The organism is Butyrivibrio sp. ob235, from assembly GCF_900109475.1.
GTDB lineage: Bacteria > Bacillota > Clostridia > Lachnospirales > Lachnospiraceae > Butyrivibrio.
The window spans coordinates 491,386-508,617 of the sequence record NZ_FOBE01000001.1; the positions used below are offsets into that span (position 1 = coordinate 491,386).

Below are 17,232 nucleotides of genomic sequence, written 5' to 3' on the forward strand. Positions count from 1 at the left end.
ACTTACCACTTCCGATAAGCTTACGGACAGCTGCCCTGTCCTCGGTCCGGTCATATTTCTTCTTTCATTCTGTCCATTTTATAGAACTTATGCGATTACCGCTCCGTCTATATTGGTAAAAATGTTGCTGCCAGTTTCCTGACTATCCATCGCTGTAACTACTGTGTTGCTCTTTACATTTACGATGAAGGCAAGCTGATCAACCAGGATAAGTGATTCGTTTATTCCTTTCGCATTGGCCTGATTCCTTGCGTTATTCAGGCGGTTCATCTGATCCTGTGTGAGCTCAATGTTGCGGTCACTTAGTCTGTTGGAAGCGTGCTTTGAAAATCTGACACCCTCCCTGCTTTCTTCGATCTGAGAGAGGATTTTGCCAAAGTCCGAATTCTGGACGCCAGCGCCGCCTCTGATCTTCTCGCCCTGACCAAAGTACTGGTTCTGAACCTGTTCAATTGAAAGGAATCCGCTTGTATTATCTATTCTCACGGCTTACTCCTTTCCATAAACAAACACTAAGCCTAATTGCTTTACCGCTCTATATTTCGGCTTGCTAATCAAAAACTTAAACCCAATTTACAAATTTACACAAATTTAATAAATGATATGATTCATTTATTCGGTTGATACGCTTTCATCGGGGTCGTTTGTTATCTCGTCGATCTTAGCTTCCTTCTCTGCCTTCTGTCTTTCCTCGTAGTCTGCCTGATTCTGGTTAGCTTCCTTTACAAGTTCCTGAGCTCTCTTATAATACTTTTCAAGTTTATCAATATCAGACTGATCAAGAAGAGCAATTGCATCCGCATCCATATTCTCGTAAAAGCTGAAGGCCTTGTAAATTGCATCCGCATCGGTAAATACCATGTTTTCATAAACAGGGAACTTTTCCATCATCTCTGCAAGATCATCTGCCTGATCATGAATCTCTACAAAGTGGCTGTCCGCTACTGAGCTTACATCTTCCATCTTGTAATCTGTTCCGTCTATGTTCAGATATGCTTCTCCGCTCTTGTATGTTACATAGTCAACCTTGCCCTGAACCTGCTGGCCCGCCTCATTTGTAACGATAACGGTTTTTCCAACAAGGTCGGATGCTCTGGACATTGAGAAGGCCTCTGCCATATTGGATAGCTGTTCAACCTGTGTAAAGGTCGCATACTGATTGATATACTCGGTGTTAGAAGTCGGCTCCAAAGGATCCTGGTACTTCATCTGTGCACAGAGAATATTCATAAATGCGTTTTTGTCATATCCCTGATTGGCCGCCGCTTTAGTAGCGTCACTGGTTTTGCTCTTGGTATCAACGAGTTTACCGTCTTGAACTACTGCATTTACACTCATTTAATTACCTCCGCCGTATATCATGCTGAAAAATCGACTGAGTTGCCGTTAATCGCCATCATCTCAGCTGTGAGCTGATCTTCCTCGGCTATTTCTCCGACTTCCTCTAAGGAAAGGTCTCCGAGTCTTATTCTTCTCATGGGCTTTCTGACAGAACTCTGCGCATCAGCATCATCTTCTCTCTGGCTCTGGCTGTCATTAAGTGCCTGATCAAAAGCTCCTGCGTTTACTGTTACTTCTACTGCAGTAACCTTTACGCCCTGCTCATTAAGCTTATCCTGAAGCTGCTGTATCTGGCTTTCAATGGCTGCCCTTACATCTTCGTTCTGAGTGAGGAACTTTGCTATTACATTTCCGTCCTTAGCCGCTTCGATGATTACATTTACATTTCCGAGGCTTGCCGGATGAAGCTGAAGTTCCATTGTGGTTGTATCGGATCTTACATTCATTTTGATATACTCGGTTATCTGATCCATTATCTCCTGAGTGTTAGCCCTTGCCATCTGCCCATAGCTTTCGGTCTCCACTACTTCGGTAAGAGATGCTGATATCTGATTCATCACCTGGTTGTATACAGACCCTTCTGTGTTTTCCTGTTTCTTGTTATCACTATGATGCTCTTCGTGATGTTCCTGTGTCTCTACTGTAAGCTGGAAATTTGGAGTTGCTTCTTCGTTTTCAGCAATTCCTGCTGCCTCTGTAGTTGTAGTTGTTTCTTCTGTTTTAGTCGCCTCTGCCACCTGCTGGCTTACTTCCTTTACAATGCCGTCACCTGTAAGGTCAAGTCTTACTGCCTCAGAGGATACCGCATTTTCAAAGGTCTGAGTAATTGCCGGATTATTTGTATCTGCAACAATTTCTCCAATTTCCTGTCTGGGTTGCTGTTCACTTAAAGCTTCATTGAAATCCTCAAGTGCGGAGTTAAATCCTTCTTCATTTAATCCAAACTCCTCCATGAGGTTCTGTCTGGTAGTGTCTACCGCATCCTGCATATTCTGTACATTCAGATACAAGTCTGCATTGGTTACAATGGCCATTACGTCATTTGCACCGGTAAGCTGGCCAACTATCTGTGTAAGATTTGTAGGATCAAGTATTGCTACATTTGTAAGTCCCAGTGTTGCCATTGCATTCTCGATGTCTTCGATATCGACACCAAGTTCATCTGCAAGCTGTTCCATCAGAAGTCTGCTGCTTTCAAGCATAGCCTGTTCCAAAGCGGTCTCGGCTTCATCTGCCGCTGCAATAGCAGCTGTGTCTTCGCCGGCATTTTCTTCTGTTACTGCCACAACCTGGGCATTTTCTTCTGTCTGTTCCGTGACATTTGAAGTTTCTACAGCTTCCTCGGCCGTTACATTTTCCTTTTGTGTATCTGTCTTTGCTGCCGTTGTCTCGTCTGTAGTAGTTGTCTCTTTTACAGCTGTCTGTTCACTGTTTTGTGTACTCGCCTGCTGAGCTGCCTGTGACTTTTCGTAGGTCGCACTTACATTATTTGTCGCTGCTCCTGTCTGTGTAAGAGTCCTTGCTACATCTGTTGTAATTGACGCTGTCTGCTTCTGCGAGTTGGCATTTAAAAGCGCTTTCTGGAAATCTGTAGTCTGCTCCTTTGTAGCAGCAATTCCTTTTGCTGTCTGGGTATTGGTATATGTATTTAGTGTTCCAATACCGGGAATCGCATTACTTATCAAAGCTTTTTCCTCCTTTCCCTTTTAGATTTGGGTATGGTTTGCCCATAGCTTTACATAACTAATATCGGCCATGTGGGAGAAAACTTAACCCGCATGGCCGAAAAATATTAAAAATTTATAAAAATTCCCCTCATCCGGCACTTCGTGCCACCTTCCCCCCAAGGGGAAGGCTTAGTTGCCTACTCCGGATACTGTAGCCTTATGTGTGGCAGGTTCCATGTAGTCGGTAACCTTACCCGCATATTCCTCTGTCATCTTATCAAGAATAGCACCGCGGTTTTCGGCACTCATCTTGCCCAAAATTCTCGAAATAAGTCTTACCGCATCTCCGGTATCATTCTCAATCATTGCATCAAAGATTGCTGCAGCTTCCTTTGCCTTCATGGATGAATATGCTTTTACATATTGTTCCAGCTCAATATCATCCGCTTGTCCCTGAATGATCTGTGCATAAATCTGCGCTGCAACGTCAGGTTCAATCTCCTCATAGTATTTTCTATATTCATCTACTGAAGGCGCGTTGTCCGCATAAACAACGTTCTTGTAGAAGTCCTCTTTTTCCTGTTCGAGCTTGGACTGATTCTCCTCAAAAGGTTGGAGCCTGGTCACTTCGGTCTGAAGCTTTTCATTCTCTTCCTGAAGATTCTTGTTCTCTTCCATTTCCTTTCGAAGCTCATTCTCAAGCCTCTTGATATAGAGATTAGCTTCATCAAGGCTGCTCGCAAGCTGTTCATCAACCGGATTCACCAGCGGCTGTTGTGCTTCTTCCTGCTTCTTCTTTTCTGTAGGTGTGTAGCTTCCCTCCGGAAGAATATTGTTAATTCCGGGTATGTCCCCTATGATCGGTGCAAGAACATTTGAGCCGAAGCCTCCCACATCCAGCTTAATGAAAATGCCCATAATAATGAGCCAGATCAAAATGATAATGAAAGTGATAACAAGTGTAGCCGCACCACCACCATCATCACCGTTCAGCTCAGCATTTCTCTCTGCCAGTTCAGCTTCCTTCAGCTTTGCAGCTTTTCTCTGCTCTTTTAGCTCCTGGCGAAGGGCTTTTCTCTCTTCTTTTATTTTTTTTCTGGCTTCTTTATCAGGATCTACCGGCTTGGGTAAAACCGAAGCTTCAGTATTATCCTTTGCGGGTTTGTCTGCCATTACTGTTCCTCTCTGGTACGTTTGGTGTATGTGAAGCTTGATCTTTCATCAACTTCTTTTGCCTCGGCTTCTTTTTCTTCCTCGACAAATTGTTCATAGGCTTTTTCTCTAAGCCTCTCCTGCATCTTCCTCTCCTGCACGGCTCTGGTGAGCTTCATTCTTGCGACTTCGAATTTTGCTCTGTAAGCATCAACCTTAACTTCCTGATCCTTTATTATGACATCCATCTGCTTTTCGTAAAAATTGTTGTCCATGATCTTCTGAACATCCATTATACTGGCGCTCCGAAGCTCATAGCCTTCCTGAATAAAAGCATCTCGCGTTTTATTGTAGTCATTCAATATATCAAGCTGATCATTAAGTTCCTTCAGAGCCTGGGCGAATTCCATCTTGACCTGCTCTTCCTGTTGGAGTCGCAGATTAAGGACGCCCTGAAGGGAATAGTTGAATCTTGCCATGGCCCCTCATCCGGCACTACGTGCCACCTTCCCCCTAGGGGAAGGCTTCTATCTTATTCTTTGAACATGCTCTCCAGCTGCGCTACGACTTCCTCATAGGTAAACTTTTCATCCGTCTCCTGCATAAGGAATTCGTTCACGGCATCTATTTTGGATACGGCATAATCAATGTTCTTATTGGCTCCCGCCTTATATGCTCCGATGTTTATCAAATCTTCAGCATCGGAATAGGTTGCAAGCACATTCTTTAGCTTACCTGCTGCTTTCTTCTGTTCCGAAGGCGCAATGGCGCTCATACATCTTGAAATGCTGGCAAGTACATCTATAGCCGGATAGTGGTTCTTTTGAGCTAACTTTCTATTGAGGACTATGTGTCCATCAAGAATACCTCTGGCGGTATCTGTAATAGGCTCATTAAAATCATCACCATCGACCAGGACAGTATAGAGGCCTGTAATTGAGCCTTTTCTAGACTTACCCGCTCTCTCAAGGAGCTTAGGCATCTCAGCATATACACTCGGCGGATAACCTCTTGATACCGGAGGTTCACCACTCGCAAGTCCTATCTCTCTTTGTGCCATGGAAAAACGTGTAAGAGAATCCATCATCAAAAGCACGTCTTTTCCCTTATCACGAAAATACTCCGCAATTGAGGTTGCGGTTTTAGCCGCTTTAAGTCTCTCAAGCGCAGGTTTATCAGAGGTTGCAACCACAACTATTGAGCGTTCCATGCCCTCAGGGCCAAGGTCTCTTTCTATGAATTCACGGACCTCCCTTCCACGCTCTCCGATAAGGGCAATGACGTTAATATCCGCATTGGTATTTCTTGCAAACATACCCATAAGAGTAGACTTACCGACACCGGAACCGGCAAATATCCCGATTCGCTGTCCTTTTCCTACTGTAAGAAGGCCGTCCACTGCCTTAACTCCAAGTGATAAAACATCCGAAATCGGATCTCTTGTCATTGGATCCGGCGGCTGATTTTCAACAGAGTATGCTATTCCGTTCTCAAGAGCAACGCCCTTTCCATAGTTGGTTCCGTCTATTCTTCCAAGACCGTCAAGGGTTTTTCCAAGAAGACCTTCTCCAACATTAACGCGAAGCGGCGAGTCTGTATTTTCAACAATACTGCCGCTTCCTATACCGCTAATATTCTCATAAGGCATAAGAAGTACATGATTATCCTTAAAACCCACGACCTCAGCCATGGTTCCCCTTCCGGAAGGTCTGGCTGTAGCTTCACCTTCCTTCTTCTTGGAATAAATATAACAGATATCTCCCATCTTAGCCTCGGGGCCCGCAGATTCTATCGTAAGTCCGACAACATTAACAACCTTGCCACGAACTTTATAAAACATGTTGTTAGATATCTTTTTATATTTTGAATAATCGATAATTCCATTTGCCATCAGCGCCTACTCCTGTCAAATGATAGAAGCTTTAACTTTCTCGAAAGTTCCGAAAGCTCCACGCCAAGAGAGCAGTCAAATACACCACCCTCGGATTCAATTATACATTCATTCTCTTTTAGAAGCGGATCCTCAACAATTTCAAGAGTCGAATTCGGGGATGCCATTACTTCCTCAAGATTTGCCTTTTCATCGGATACCAGATCATAATCATCGGCCGATATATGTAAAATAATATCAACTCCGCTCTCCATCTTGCCAAGTGTAGTTCTTATGAGATGAAGTATAATGTCTTTATTTTCTCGAAGATCAACATTAAATACATGTTCGTAAATTTGTGTCAGTGTATCAACCATATCAGGCTCAATGCTCGCAACAAGCTGCTGAAAATCCGATTGTTGCTTATCTTTTTCGGCCTGGATCTCCTCCTCGGCCTCTGCCTTCATCTTTTCTATTTCCTCAGCGGCCTGTTTTATTCCTTCTTCATATCCGGCAGCTCTGCCTTCCTCCATGGCCTGATTACGTATTTCATCAGCCTGAGCCTGGGCATCATCAACAATCTGTTTGGCCTGTTCCTCTGCCATTCTGATCTGTTCATCAATCTGAGCCTGTATTTCTTCCAGATTGATCTGCGGAACTTCCTCTGCCGTGGGCTCCGGTTCGGGTGTCATATCCATACCAAGGTTCATATCCTCCTCGGACATACCCATTCCCTGGTTATCAAAATTATCTCCCTGATATCCGTACTCACCCATTGCTTCGGGGTTCTCACCATATCCTTCAGCCGGATTTGTGCCGTACATACCCTCCCCTGAATCATAGGGGATATTCTCTCCAAAACCTTGCTGGCCTTCCATTCCGTAACCGGAATTCTCATCATAAACGCCCGAATTATCAAATCCACCGCCATAATTCTGAACACTTTCTTCCGGAAATCCCTCCTGAAAGCCCTCATTAAAGCCACCAATCTGATTCTGGTCATCAAAATTGGTGTTGCCTATGATATTTTGACCCTCATCGTAAGCACCTACCTGTTCAAAGCCAAGTCCTTCCTCAAACGCGCCAAAAGCAGGCACTGGTTCACCTTTCTCCAATGCCTCCCTTCTTTTGGCTTCCTGGGCCTGATATTTTTCTATTTTCTGCTCAGCAAGCTCGTTGTTATCAATGATGTGCTTATCGTTTTCATCAACCTGATACCAACCGAACTTAAGTAAATTAGATTGATTAGACAACCAGGTCATCACCTCCGCCTCTGGAGATTACAATCTCACCGGCATCCTCAAGCTTACGTATAACATTAACAATCTTCTGCTGTGCTTCCTCAACATCCTTCATACGAACAGGTCCCATGAAGTCCATGTCTTCCTTAATCATTGCAGCAAGACGCTTAGACAGGTTGTTAAAGATAGCGGTCTGTACCTGTTCAGTAGATCCCTTACAAGCAAGGCCGAGGTCAGCATTGTCAACATCACGCAGCACGCGCTGAATAGCACGGTCGTCCAGAAGAAGGATATCCTCGAAGACGAACATCTTCTTGCGGATCTCATCTGCAAGTTCAGGCTGCTCGATTTCCAGAGTCTCCATGATATGTTTCTCAGTAGCACGGTCAACTGCATTGAGGATTTCAACCACAGCATCTACACCACCGACAACCGTATAATCCTGGTTAACCAGTGATGAAAGCTTGGACTCAAGAACTCTCTCAACTTCTTTGATCGTATCGGGACTTGTTCTGTCCATTGTTGCGATACGCTTTGCAACATCAGCCTGTCTCTCAGGCGGCAGCGCACCAAGGATCATAGCACTCTGTGCCGATGACATATAGGACATAACAAGAGCAATAGTCTGCGGGTGTTCATCCTGTATGAAGGTAAGAAGCTGTGAAGGATCGGCCTTTCTGATAAACTCGAAGGGCTTAACCTGAAGAGATGCAGTCAGTTTACTGATAACATCCATCGCCTTATCTTCACCAAGAGCCTTCTCCAGAAGTTCCTTGGCATAGTTGATACCACCCTCAGCAATATACTGTTGGGCAAGACAGATTCCGTAAAACTCCTCGATAACCGCTTCCTTAACCTGAGGTGTTACACTTCTGGTGTTAGCAATCTCAAGAGTCAGTTCCTCTATCTCATCTTCTTTCAAATGTTTAAAAATGGCGGATGACTTTTCCGGTCCGAGGGCAATCAAAAGGATGGCTGCTTTCTGCGTTCCTGAAAGATTCGCAGTAAGAGCCGGATCATAATTCCCTGCGGGAGGTAATCCACCCGCCGCTGCGGCAGCGGCGCCACCTTCTAATTCGTCATCATCAAATTCTTCGCCGTCGATAGCCATCGTAAGTATTCCCCTCCGTGATTTTTAAGAATTATATCTCAAAGTCTTCCTTGAGCCAGTTGCGAAGAAGTATCGCTGCAGCTTCCGGATTCTCTTCGATAAACTTCTCGATGAGTTTCATAGTCTCGCTTCCTTCTTCCATGGTTATATCCGCAAGACCACCTTCCTCCTCAAGATATTCATCCGGCTGTGATTCGAGAAGCTCCTCAACTGAAAGTTCATCAGGCAGAACCTCTTCCTCAGCTTCTTCAATCTCAATTTCTTCTTTTCTGGTTCTGATACTTCTCCAGATAACAAATGCAAGAAGTCCGAGAATAAGAAGTATAAGTATCGCCTGTAGGACATCCGTAAAGGTAAGTCCTTTTCCCTCTGAATCAAAGAATTCAGGCTGTTCGTACGCTGTCATTGAAATATTTGCTGCCGAAATACCTGTCGCTTTGGCAACAATATTTATCGTATCCTCAGCCACCTCTGCCTGTGTGACCCCGGTATTCTCCTTAAATTCCTTCCAGGTCATGTTCTCATGCTCTTCAGGCTTATAGTTATCCTCATTATAGATAACATACTTTGTAGCTGTAACGGAGATTGTGGACTCTTCATAATTCACCTTACCTGAAGGTGTATCAACAGTTGTAATCTCCTCGTTAGGAAGATAATCCTTGGATTCCTCTTCTATCGTAGATGATGAATTCTCATTATCCTGAAGCATATAGGAGGTCTCATCATCATTATTGGTATCAGTTCCGGGAATACCGCTTGTGCCGTTTACATTCTGGGCACTGTAGTTATCCTCATGACTCAAAACACCCTGTGTCTGATCCTCAGCAGGTGTATAAGTATGTGTCGTCTTTTTTATATTTGAAAAATCAAGTATCAGGTTACTTGCAACTTCAATATCATTGTAGAGCTTTGTGCCCTTAAGGACTCTGATAACTTCATTTCTCACCTGCTGCTCTGCCTTGGTCTTAGCATTAAGCTGAGTGCTGGCAAGTCCTGCAGCGGTAGTATCTTCGGAACCGGAGAACAAAAGATTTCCATCGCTATCCATGATGGTTATCTTCTCCGTTGTATTATTTCCAAGTGCCGTTGCTGTTGCCTTAGCAAGAAATGCCGCATTGTCTTCCGTAAAGGACTCAGGATCCCTAAGTCTTAAGAATATCGATGCTGAAGATTCCTCGTTTTTGGATAAAAGAGTTCCATCATTGATCGGTATATGAAGCTCAATTCTGGCACTGTCTATATCATCAAAGTACTCTTCAAAATCGTGTCCGAGCTTACTTTCAAGATAAGCTATGTATTTTTTTTGCTTATCCGATTCTGTTGTTGAAAAGCTGCCGTTGGTTACATTATCAATACTATAGGTATCGGGCTGTATATAGTTTGTACCCAGCAAAAGAGAGGCATTACTCTCATCCGATTTCAAAACCTCGAACCTGAGATTGTCCTCTGATTTTCTGTACTTAATACCGTTTTCATCAAATAATTCAATTATCTGTTGCGACTCCTTCATAGTCTCAACAGTAGCAACCGTTACATATTTGGGCTGGTTGTATACAGTAACCAGTATAATAATTACCATGATTACTGCAGCTGCGCAGGCTCCAATAAGCGTCTTCTGTCTGATTGTAAAGCGATTCCACCACCCAAGGATCCTGTCCCTGAGATCCAAAAGACGTTCTCTCATACTCCTCTCCTCCGTACTTACTTCTAAAGCTTCCCCTCATCCGGCACTTCGTGCCACCTTCCCCCAGGGGAAGGCATATAGTTTCTTCGTGCCACCTTCTCCAAAGGAGAAGGCTAATAAATCAATTTATATCTGCATCTGCATGATTTCTTTATATGCAGAAAGCATGCGGTCTCTGACCGCTACCGTATACTGCAGTGCTGTCTCGGCTTTCTGCAGCGCTATCGCAAGATCATGTGTATTATCCGTCTCACCGAGAGACCACTTAATCTCCTCATTCTCAGCATCTGACAGATACGCATTCGTAGTATTTATATTTTCAACAGCTCTCTTGAAAATATTATTAAAAGAACCATCGTTACCAAATCTGTCCCCAAGTGGATTAGTAACCTTGGAATTAACCTTTTCAGCATTTCTAATCGCTGTCGAATGAACATTTCTTATCTGACTAATATCAATATCTGCCATTTATATCTCCCCGCGGATCCCCTGTCCGCATATAACCTTGCAGGTCATCACTCCGGCTCAGATGAATCATTCAATAATCATCAGCCCTGAGCTATGGAAAGTCCCTGACTCATAAGATTCTTACTTGCATTAAAAGCTGTAGCATTAGCTTCATATCCTCTCTGCGCATCAATGAGATTAGTCATCTCTGTAACGATGTCAACATTAGGATATGTAACATAACCGTACTCATCCGCATCCGGATGTGACGGATCATAAACCATCTTGTAATCGGTCCAGGTGTCATCCTTGATTGAAGATACCTTAACGCCTCTTCCGCTATAGTGATCCAGTCTCTCGTTAAGAATCTTGGAAAAAGGTGTCTGAGTACCTTTCTCTGAAAAAGTCACCACTTTTCTCGTATATACATCACCGGTAGCATCCCTTGTGGTATTTGCATTGGCGATATTCTGGGAGATGATATCCATGCGAAAACGCTCAGCTGTCATTCCCGAAGAGTTGATATTAAAGGAATCAAACATATTACCTGTACTAATCATAGGCTATACCTCACTGTCCTCTCATGGCTGTCTGAAGGTTGGAAAACTCTGACTTAATCCCGAGCATAACACCCTGATATTTAAGTTGGTTAGCTGCAAGAGTCACGTTTTCAGTATCAATGTCCACGTTATTGCCATCCATTCTGTATGAAAAGTTGGAATAATCTGTATACGGTCTTGGTTTCAGTCTGCTTATCTTAAGATCCGAGACCTTTGCATCCATGGTCTTATACCTGGAGTTTCCAAGAGCGCGTTCAAGCTCCCTCTCAAATGCAACGTCCTGTCTCTTGTAGCCGGGCGTATTAACATTTGCAAGGTTATTGGATAAGACTTCATTCCTTACCCATGAAGCATCAGCAGTCTTATCAAGAACATTAATGTAATCAAACGCGTTACTGTTGATCATAGTCTCCCCTCCGTACATAGTAAGGCAGGATAATCCTTTTAATCCTTACTATCATATTATGATGATTTTAATCAAATTACAAGCAATTTGGCAAAAATTATACTTTATATTGTGTTTTTTATATGTCACAGGCACAATATAAAGAAAAGGGATTCGTCACTTCGACAAATCCCTTTATCATTGCACATCCTGTATTTATTATTTCGGAAAAGCTCATAAAGCTCTTTACATCTGCGCCTTAAGTTTTTTTATTTCATCAAATACAACATCATTTAAAACTTTAATATATGTCCCCTTCATTCCCGAGGATCTGGATTCAATTACTCCTGCACTCTCAAATTTGCGAAGCGCATTTACAATAACACTTCTTGTTATTCCGACTCTGTCAGCAATCTTGCTTGCTACCAGAACGCCTTCCATACCGTTTAGCTCATCAAAAATATGGATGATGGCTTCCATCTCTGAAAATGACAGTGTACTTATCGCCGACTTAACAACTGCAAGCTTTCTGCTTTCCTCTGCATTTTCTTCATTAACGGCTCTCAGCATCTCAAGGCCTACTACCGTTGTGCCATATTCACAGAGAATAATATCATCGATATCATAAGGCTCATTGCACTTATAAAGGAAAAGTGTACCGAGTCTTTCTCCTGCGATTTCAATGGGTGTAATGATTGCCTGGTATTTTCTCATGTCAACATCTTCAAAACCAAGCGTCTCCAGATTTACATTTTCTTTAGTGGACAAAACCGTGAGGAGTCTTTCATTCAGCATTGGATCTATGAAGCTTCCTACATCATCAACAAGCATTTCTCCCAGAGAATCAACGGCAGATGTCTCACCGATACCTAGAACCTTGCCCTTTCTGCTTATTACCAGCATGTTGGAATTAAGGATATCGCAAAGCACTGTGCAAATATCGTTAAACACAACCTTTCCGGAATTGCTATTGTGTAGAAGTTTCCCAATTTTTCTGGTTTTATCCAAAAGCTGTACACTACTCATGAAAAAAGTCTCCTTTTATCTGAAAATGCCACTAAGTTTATATAAATCTACTACAACTAACGTGATTGTACCACATAATATACAATACATCAAAGCAATTTGTGCATATTTTTATTAAAATTTAATGAATAGAATGTACAAATCAAAATAAAGAAAAAGCACAGACAGAAAATATAAATTCTGTCTGTGCCATATATATTCAGATCAATTAATCCTCGTCTTTACCGCGGTCTTCGATATATCCGCACTCAGGATCATTACATACAAGTTTGTTATTCTTTATAAGCATGAGTCCGCCGCATCTTGGACATGCTTTCTTGGAAGGTTTCTGCCATACCATGAAGTCACAATCAGGATTGTCTATGCAGCCATAGTATAAACGACCTTTTCTTGTTCTCTTAAGCACTATGTCTTTTCCGCACTTAGGGCAGGAAACACCTGTCTTTTCATAGTAAGGTTTGGTATTTCTGCACTCAGGGAAGCCGGGGCATGCAAGGAATTTACCATGCGGTCCGTATTTAATAACCATGTTGCGTCCGCAATTTTCGCAGACAACATCGGTTGCCTCATCCTGAATCTCAACCTTTTCAATTTCCTTCTGAGCTTTCTCAACAGCATCTGCAAGATCGGGATAGAAATTCTCTACAATGGTCTTCCACTTAACATCACCCTCAGCCACACCGTCAAGGAGAGTCTCCATGTTGGAAGTAAAGCTTACATCGACTATTTGAGGGAATGCCTCGTTCATCATCTTGTTGACAGCTTCTCCAAGCTCAGTGACATATAAGTTCTTATTTTCTTTTGTAATGTAGTGTCTTGCGAGTATGGTTGTTATTGTCGGGGCATAGGTCGACGGTCTTCCGATTCCGAGCGCTTCAAGATCGTGTACAAGAGAAGCCTCGGTATAGTGAGGTGCTGGCTGTGTAAAGTGCTGTTTTTCCTCATAATCCTGAAGTTCAAGCTCTGAATTCTCATCGATTCTCTTTGCCAGAGTATTCTTCTCAATCTGGTCCTCATCATCGGTATAGACATTCATGAAACCGTCAAATACCGTTCTGGACGCAGCAACTGTAAAGCGGTGGTCTCCCGCATCTATTTTCACGGAAGTTGTCTCATATTTAGCAGCTGCCATCCTGCTGGCCATAAATCTGCGCCAGATAAGCTGATAAAGGCGGAACTGATCTCTGGTGAGGAATTCCTTAACGGCTACCGGCGTATTGTTAACATCTGTAGGTCTTATAGCCTCATGCGCATCCTGAATCTTTGCTCCGGATTTACCGCCCTGAGTTGCCTCTGCAAGATATTCTTTACCAAAAGCGTTTGCAATATAATTTGCTGCAGAAGCCTGGGCTTCCTCGGAAATACGAGTCGAATCCGTACGAAGGTAAGTGATGAGTCCGACAGTTCCTGCCTTACCCATATCAATTCCTTCATAGAGCTGCTGCGCCGTGCGCATTGTCTTCTGTGTCGAGAAATTGAGGGATTTTGATGCCTCCTGCTGAAGTGTCGATGTCGTAAAAGGAAGTGGTGCCTTCTTTGTACGCTCACCCTTCTTTATTTCGGAAATTTTGAATTTCTTTCCCTTTAAGTCTTTTACAATTTCGTCAAGCTCTGCTCTGGAAGAAATGTCAATCTTTTTGCCATCTTTTCCATAATAGTGTGCGACGATAGGTTTCTTCTCTCCCTTAACCTTAAGGGTAGCATCAAGAGTCCAGTATTCCTGAGGAATGAATGAATTGATCTCATCCTCTCTGTCACAAATAATTCTGAGTGCTACAGACTGCACACGCCCTGCGGAAAGTCCTCTCTTAATCTTCTCCCATAAAAGAGGTGATATCTGATAACCAACCATTCTGTCCAGTACACGTCTGGCCTGCTGAGCATCGACAAGGTTCATATCGATGTCTCTGGGATGCTTCATAGCTTCCTTAACAGCTGATTGTGTAATCTCGTTAAAGGTCACTCTGGAAAAACGATCCTTTGCATCCTCTAGCTTAAGTGCTGTCATAAGGTGCCAGGAAATTGCTTCTCCTTCGCGGTCAGGGTCAGTTGCGAGATAAATGTGGTCTGCATTCTTTGCCGCTTTACGAAGAGCTGCAAGAACATCGCCCTTCCCCCTTATAGTAATATACTTTGGTTCAAAATCATGTTCTACGTCTATTCCCATCTGACTTCTGGGAAGATCTCTTACATGGCCGTTACTAGCTGCTACTTCGTAACCTGTACCAAGGAATTTTTTTATTGCTTTCACCTTTGTCGGTGACTCAACAATAAGTAAATTTTTCTTTTTTGCTGCCATTAAAAATGCCCCTCTTAAAATGTATTAATAGTAGAAACAGGTTCATTCCGTTTCATAGTTTCGTAATATACACTAATTTTAGGGGCTTTGCAATATGAATTTAAAAAATGAAAAAAATGAAAGGGCACCGACCTCATCGATCGATGCCCTTTAGTTCTGAATTTCCAATGGACTTGTCTCCTTTTCTGTAATTGTATTTCCACGAATCCTTAAGCGAAAATCACGCTGCGCATCATGACCTTCTTGTGACCACCGGCATCCTCGTTACTCGCCGTTCCTGCAGCCAACCGATTCGTTAAGATGAAATGAATAGAGCGATCGAATTGGTGAAGCACACGCCGCCGCATCTCACCTCTATTCTTAAAACAGATAAATCTGTCTGTTCTCACTCCGGTAAAGCACTCGCTACCATCGCTATTCTTTAGAATTTATCTGCTCTCTTGTTGGTAAAATGATAATATCAATATTGTTCCAAAATGTCAATACACTTTACAAATATTTTTGCTTTATTTAGAAAAATAAATATTAATTTCAAATTAGTCTCTATTTTCTGTCTTTTTAGTGCAAATTGCATACTGTTTTTGATTCAATTTTATTTATACCCTTCTTTATTTCGTATTTTACAAACATATAGTCTTTTAAAAATCTTGCTTACTATATATTGTATTCGTTAATTGTCACCCTTGCATTTTAATTGTAGTTGACAATCAATACAATTTATTATATTCTCTCATTGTTATCCGTTTTTTATCGATATACGGTGACAAAAATAATCATCAAAGAGAATCTGTTCTATTCTTTTTGAGAGTATCCAAAAAATATTTCGAAAGGACTTAAGCTAAAAATGAACGAGCAACAAGTTGATGCAAAAACAAACGAATCTACCGAAATACAAGGAACAGCCATAAAGGATTTATGTTTTATCAGTGTTTTTTGTGCAATCATATGTGTTCTTTCACAACTTTCAATCCCGATGCCCGCCGGGGTTCCCATGACACTGCAAACACTCATTATCCCCATCGCAGGTATTGTCCTTGGAAAAAGAAAAGGAACCTATGCCACTCTTTTATATCTTCTTATCGGAACTGTTGGAATCCCTGTCTTTTCAGGATTCAAGGGCGGTATCGGCATCATTTTCGGATTGACGGGTGGTTTTCTTATCTCCTTCCCTATTCTTTCATATACCGCTGGACTCGGTGATGAAATAGCAGCAAACGTTCTCCGCAAGCAAGGCCGGAAGAGTCCGCATATTTATTTCACTATTCTCGTGCTTTGCCTGTTAATAGGTGCTACAATCAATTATGTATTTGGAACAATTTGGTTTATGCTCTTTTCTAAAAGCACCTTTATAGCGGGGTTTACTGCATGCGTTCTTCCGTTTATCCCCACCTCAATAGTGAAGATAATACTGGTCGCACTTATTGCTCCGCAGCTCAAGAAAAGACTTAGTAGTATTCTATAAGGAAAAATATGACTGACACTAAATCTCTTGTACTGAATTATCTCGAAGACAACTCCGGACGTTTTTCTTCCGGAGAAGTTATTGCGAAGGAACTTAAGCTGTCAAGAAACAGTGTCTGGAAAGCTATAGAATCCCTGCGTAGAGAGGGCTACATTATTAATGCCTCTCCTCGCAGGGGTTATTCTTTGTCAGCACCTGCAGACAATATTACGATCTCAGGAATTGCAAAATATTTATCTCCCGATGTCGACTCCGAACTAATTACAATCTATGACGAACTTGAATCCACAAATAAAACTGCCCGGAGCATGGCTTCCTTTGATGCACCTCATGGCAGTGTAATCATTTCAAAAACCCAGACCGGAGGTACCGGAAGAAAGAAAAGACACTTCTCATCTCCCAAAGGCGGCATATACATGAGTATCATTCTTCGCCCAGAAAAGATGAATATTTTTGATTATTCTCTGATCACCCCTTTTGCCGGTGTCTGTGTCTGCAAAGCCCTGGAAAGCGCCATCGGCGTATTTCCCTCAATCAAATGGCTAAATGACCTGTATATTGATGACAAAAAGATTTGCGGGATCCTTTCCGAAGCAGGAACTGATTTTGATACCGGCGAACTTCAATATATTGTTATTGGTATCGGCATAAATTTCAATTCCGATATAAACGAATTCCCACCGGATTTAAGAAAGACAGCGGGAAGTTTGTTTGAGAAAGGCGCAGAGACTATATCAAAAGACCGGCTTATCGCTGATATTTTAAACAACATTCTTACAAATGATGTGCCGGACTGCATCGTAGAAGAATACAAATCAAGAATGAAAATGCTTGGAAGTCCAATCAGAGTAATCACTACAAATGGAAATTACGAAGCAAAAGCTATTGATGTGAACGAAAAAGGGAAGCTCATCGTCGAGCTTCCCGATAAAACAACTAAAATATTATCCTCTGAAGATGTAAGTACAAAAAGCATTAAACCCTGAG

General features: G+C 42.4%; 16 protein-coding genes. 2 read left to right on the forward strand and 14 right to left on the reverse strand.

What is annotated here, in order from left to right:
- Positions 1 to 87: 87 nt before the first annotated feature.
- From BMW61_RS02095 to topA, 14 genes are all read right to left on the reverse strand, one after another.
- Positions 88 to 486 (reverse strand): TIGR02530 family flagellar biosynthesis protein, encoded by a 399-nt coding sequence (locus tag BMW61_RS02095; RefSeq protein ID WP_022760166.1) that lies wholly within the window; start codon positions 484 to 486, stop codon positions 88 to 90.
- Between the two features lie 126 nt (positions 487 to 612).
- Positions 613 to 1,338 carry a flagellar hook capping FlgD N-terminal domain-containing protein gene (locus BMW61_RS02100; RefSeq protein ID WP_022760167.1) on the reverse strand — a complete coding sequence of 242 codons (726 nt, stop codon included), beginning with the start codon at positions 1,336 to 1,338 and terminating at the stop codon, positions 613 to 615.
- A gap of 20 nt (positions 1,339 to 1,358) precedes the next feature.
- Positions 1,359 to 3,026 carry a flagellar hook-length control protein FliK gene (locus BMW61_RS02105; RefSeq protein ID WP_091819546.1) on the reverse strand — a complete coding sequence of 556 codons (1,668 nt, stop codon included), beginning with the start codon at positions 3,024 to 3,026 and terminating at the stop codon, positions 1,359 to 1,361.
- Positions 3,027 to 3,197: 171 nt separating this feature from the next.
- Entirely contained in the window at positions 3,198 to 4,181 is a 984-nt protein-coding gene (locus tag BMW61_RS02110; RefSeq protein WP_022760169.1) for a MotE family protein, read from the reverse strand.
- Positions 4,181 to 4,639 (reverse strand): flagellar export protein FliJ, encoded by a 459-nt coding sequence (gene fliJ, locus BMW61_RS02115; protein ID WP_091819547.1) that lies wholly within the window; start codon positions 4,637 to 4,639, stop codon positions 4,181 to 4,183. Before fliJ ends, BMW61_RS02110 begins: the two co-directional genes overlap by 1 nt.
- Positions 4,640 to 4,692: 53 nt before the next feature.
- Entirely contained in the window at positions 4,693 to 6,051 is a 1,359-nt protein-coding gene (fliI, locus tag BMW61_RS02120) for a flagellar protein export ATPase FliI (RefSeq protein ID WP_022760171.1), read from the reverse strand.
- Entirely contained in the window at positions 6,051 to 7,283 is a 1,233-nt protein-coding gene (locus tag BMW61_RS02125; protein ID WP_175475068.1) for a FliH/SctL family protein, read from the reverse strand. The genes fliI and BMW61_RS02125 overlap by 1 nt, the downstream gene beginning before the upstream one ends.
- The gene (gene fliG, locus BMW61_RS02130) at positions 7,276 to 8,382 is read right to left on the reverse strand and encodes a flagellar motor switch protein FliG (RefSeq protein ID WP_022760173.1); all 1,107 of its coding nucleotides are present in this window, start codon (positions 8,380 to 8,382) and stop codon (positions 7,276 to 7,278) included. Before fliG ends, BMW61_RS02125 begins: the two co-directional genes overlap by 8 nt.
- 31 nt (positions 8,383 to 8,413) lie before the next feature.
- Positions 8,414 to 10,066: a flagellar basal-body MS-ring/collar protein FliF gene (gene fliF / locus BMW61_RS02135; protein WP_091819550.1), complete on the reverse strand. Its 1,653-nt coding sequence runs from the start codon at positions 10,064 to 10,066 to the stop codon at positions 8,414 to 8,416.
- 126 nt (positions 10,067 to 10,192) lie between these two features.
- Positions 10,193 to 10,534, reverse strand: a complete 342-nt coding sequence (fliE, locus tag BMW61_RS02140) for a flagellar hook-basal body complex protein FliE (RefSeq protein ID WP_022760175.1) — start codon at positions 10,532 to 10,534, stop codon at positions 10,193 to 10,195.
- A gap of 80 nt (positions 10,535 to 10,614) precedes the next feature.
- The gene (flgC, locus tag BMW61_RS02145) at positions 10,615 to 11,073 is read right to left on the reverse strand and encodes a flagellar basal body rod protein FlgC (RefSeq protein WP_022760176.1); all 459 of its coding nucleotides are present in this window, start codon (positions 11,071 to 11,073) and stop codon (positions 10,615 to 10,617) included.
- A gap of 10 nt (positions 11,074 to 11,083) precedes the next feature.
- On the reverse strand, positions 11,084 to 11,479 hold the full coding sequence (gene flgB / locus BMW61_RS02150) for a flagellar basal body rod protein FlgB (protein WP_022760177.1): 396 nt from the start codon (positions 11,477 to 11,479) through the stop codon (positions 11,084 to 11,086).
- Positions 11,480 to 11,704: 225 nt separating this feature from the next.
- Entirely contained in the window at positions 11,705 to 12,484 is a 780-nt protein-coding gene (codY, locus tag BMW61_RS02155) for a GTP-sensing pleiotropic transcriptional regulator CodY (RefSeq protein ID WP_022760178.1), read from the reverse strand.
- A 208-nt stretch (positions 12,485 to 12,692) separates the two neighbouring features.
- Complete coding sequence (gene topA / locus BMW61_RS02160) at positions 12,693 to 14,783, reverse strand: type I DNA topoisomerase (protein WP_091819552.1); 2,091 nt, start codon at positions 14,781 to 14,783, stop codon at positions 12,693 to 12,695.
- Positions 14,784 to 15,627: 844 nt separating this feature from the next.
- On the opposite strand from topA, the gene BMW61_RS02165 reads away from it, so the two are divergent.
- The gene (locus BMW61_RS02165) at positions 15,628 to 16,245 is read left to right on the forward strand and encodes a biotin transporter BioY (RefSeq protein WP_091819554.1); all 618 of its coding nucleotides are present in this window, start codon (positions 15,628 to 15,630) and stop codon (positions 16,243 to 16,245) included.
- A gap of 8 nt (positions 16,246 to 16,253) precedes the next feature.
- Positions 16,254 to 17,231 (forward strand): biotin--[acetyl-CoA-carboxylase] ligase, encoded by a 978-nt coding sequence (locus BMW61_RS02170; protein WP_091819556.1) that lies wholly within the window; start codon positions 16,254 to 16,256, stop codon positions 17,229 to 17,231.
- The last annotated feature ends 1 nt before the right edge of the window (position 17,232 follow it).

Bases quoted from the DNA above. Each gene is read 5' to 3' on its own strand.
- fliI (WP_022760171.1), bottom strand. From the start codon at position 6,051: ATGGCAAATGGAATTATCGATTATTCAAAATATAAAAAGATATCTAAC.
- fliG (WP_022760173.1), bottom strand. From the start codon at position 8,382: ATGGCTATCGACGGCGAAGAATTTGATGATGACGAATTAGAAGGTGGC.
- BMW61_RS02110 (WP_022760169.1), bottom strand. From the start codon at position 4,181: ATGGCAGACAAACCCGCAAAGGATAATACTGAAGCTTCGGTTTTACCC.
- fliJ (WP_091819547.1), bottom strand. From the start codon at position 4,639: ATGGCAAGATTCAACTATTCCCTTCAGGGCGTCCTTAATCTGCGACTC.
- flgC (WP_022760176.1), bottom strand. From the start codon at position 11,073: ATGATTAGTACAGGTAATATGTTTGATTCCTTTAATATCAACTCTTCG.
- flgB (WP_022760177.1), bottom strand. From the start codon at position 11,479: ATGATCAACAGTAACGCGTTTGATTACATTAATGTTCTTGATAAGACT.
- fliF (WP_091819550.1), bottom strand. From the start codon at position 10,066: ATGAGAGAACGTCTTTTGGATCTCAGGGACAGGATCCTTGGGTGGTGG.
- BMW61_RS02170 (WP_091819556.1), top strand. From the start codon at position 16,254: ATGACTGACACTAAATCTCTTGTACTGAATTATCTCGAAGACAACTCC.
- BMW61_RS02100 (WP_022760167.1), bottom strand. From the start codon at position 1,338: ATGAGTGTAAATGCAGTAGTTCAAGACGGTAAACTCGTTGATACCAAG.
- fliE (WP_022760175.1), bottom strand. From the start codon at position 10,534: ATGGCAGATATTGATATTAGTCAGATAAGAAATGTTCATTCGACAGCG.
- topA (WP_091819552.1), bottom strand. From the start codon at position 14,783: ATGGCAGCAAAAAAGAAAAATTTACTTATTGTTGAGTCACCGACAAAG.
- BMW61_RS02165 (WP_091819554.1), top strand. From the start codon at position 15,628: ATGAACGAGCAACAAGTTGATGCAAAAACAAACGAATCTACCGAAATA.
- codY (WP_022760178.1), bottom strand. From the start codon at position 12,484: ATGAGTAGTGTACAGCTTTTGGATAAAACCAGAAAAATTGGGAAACTT.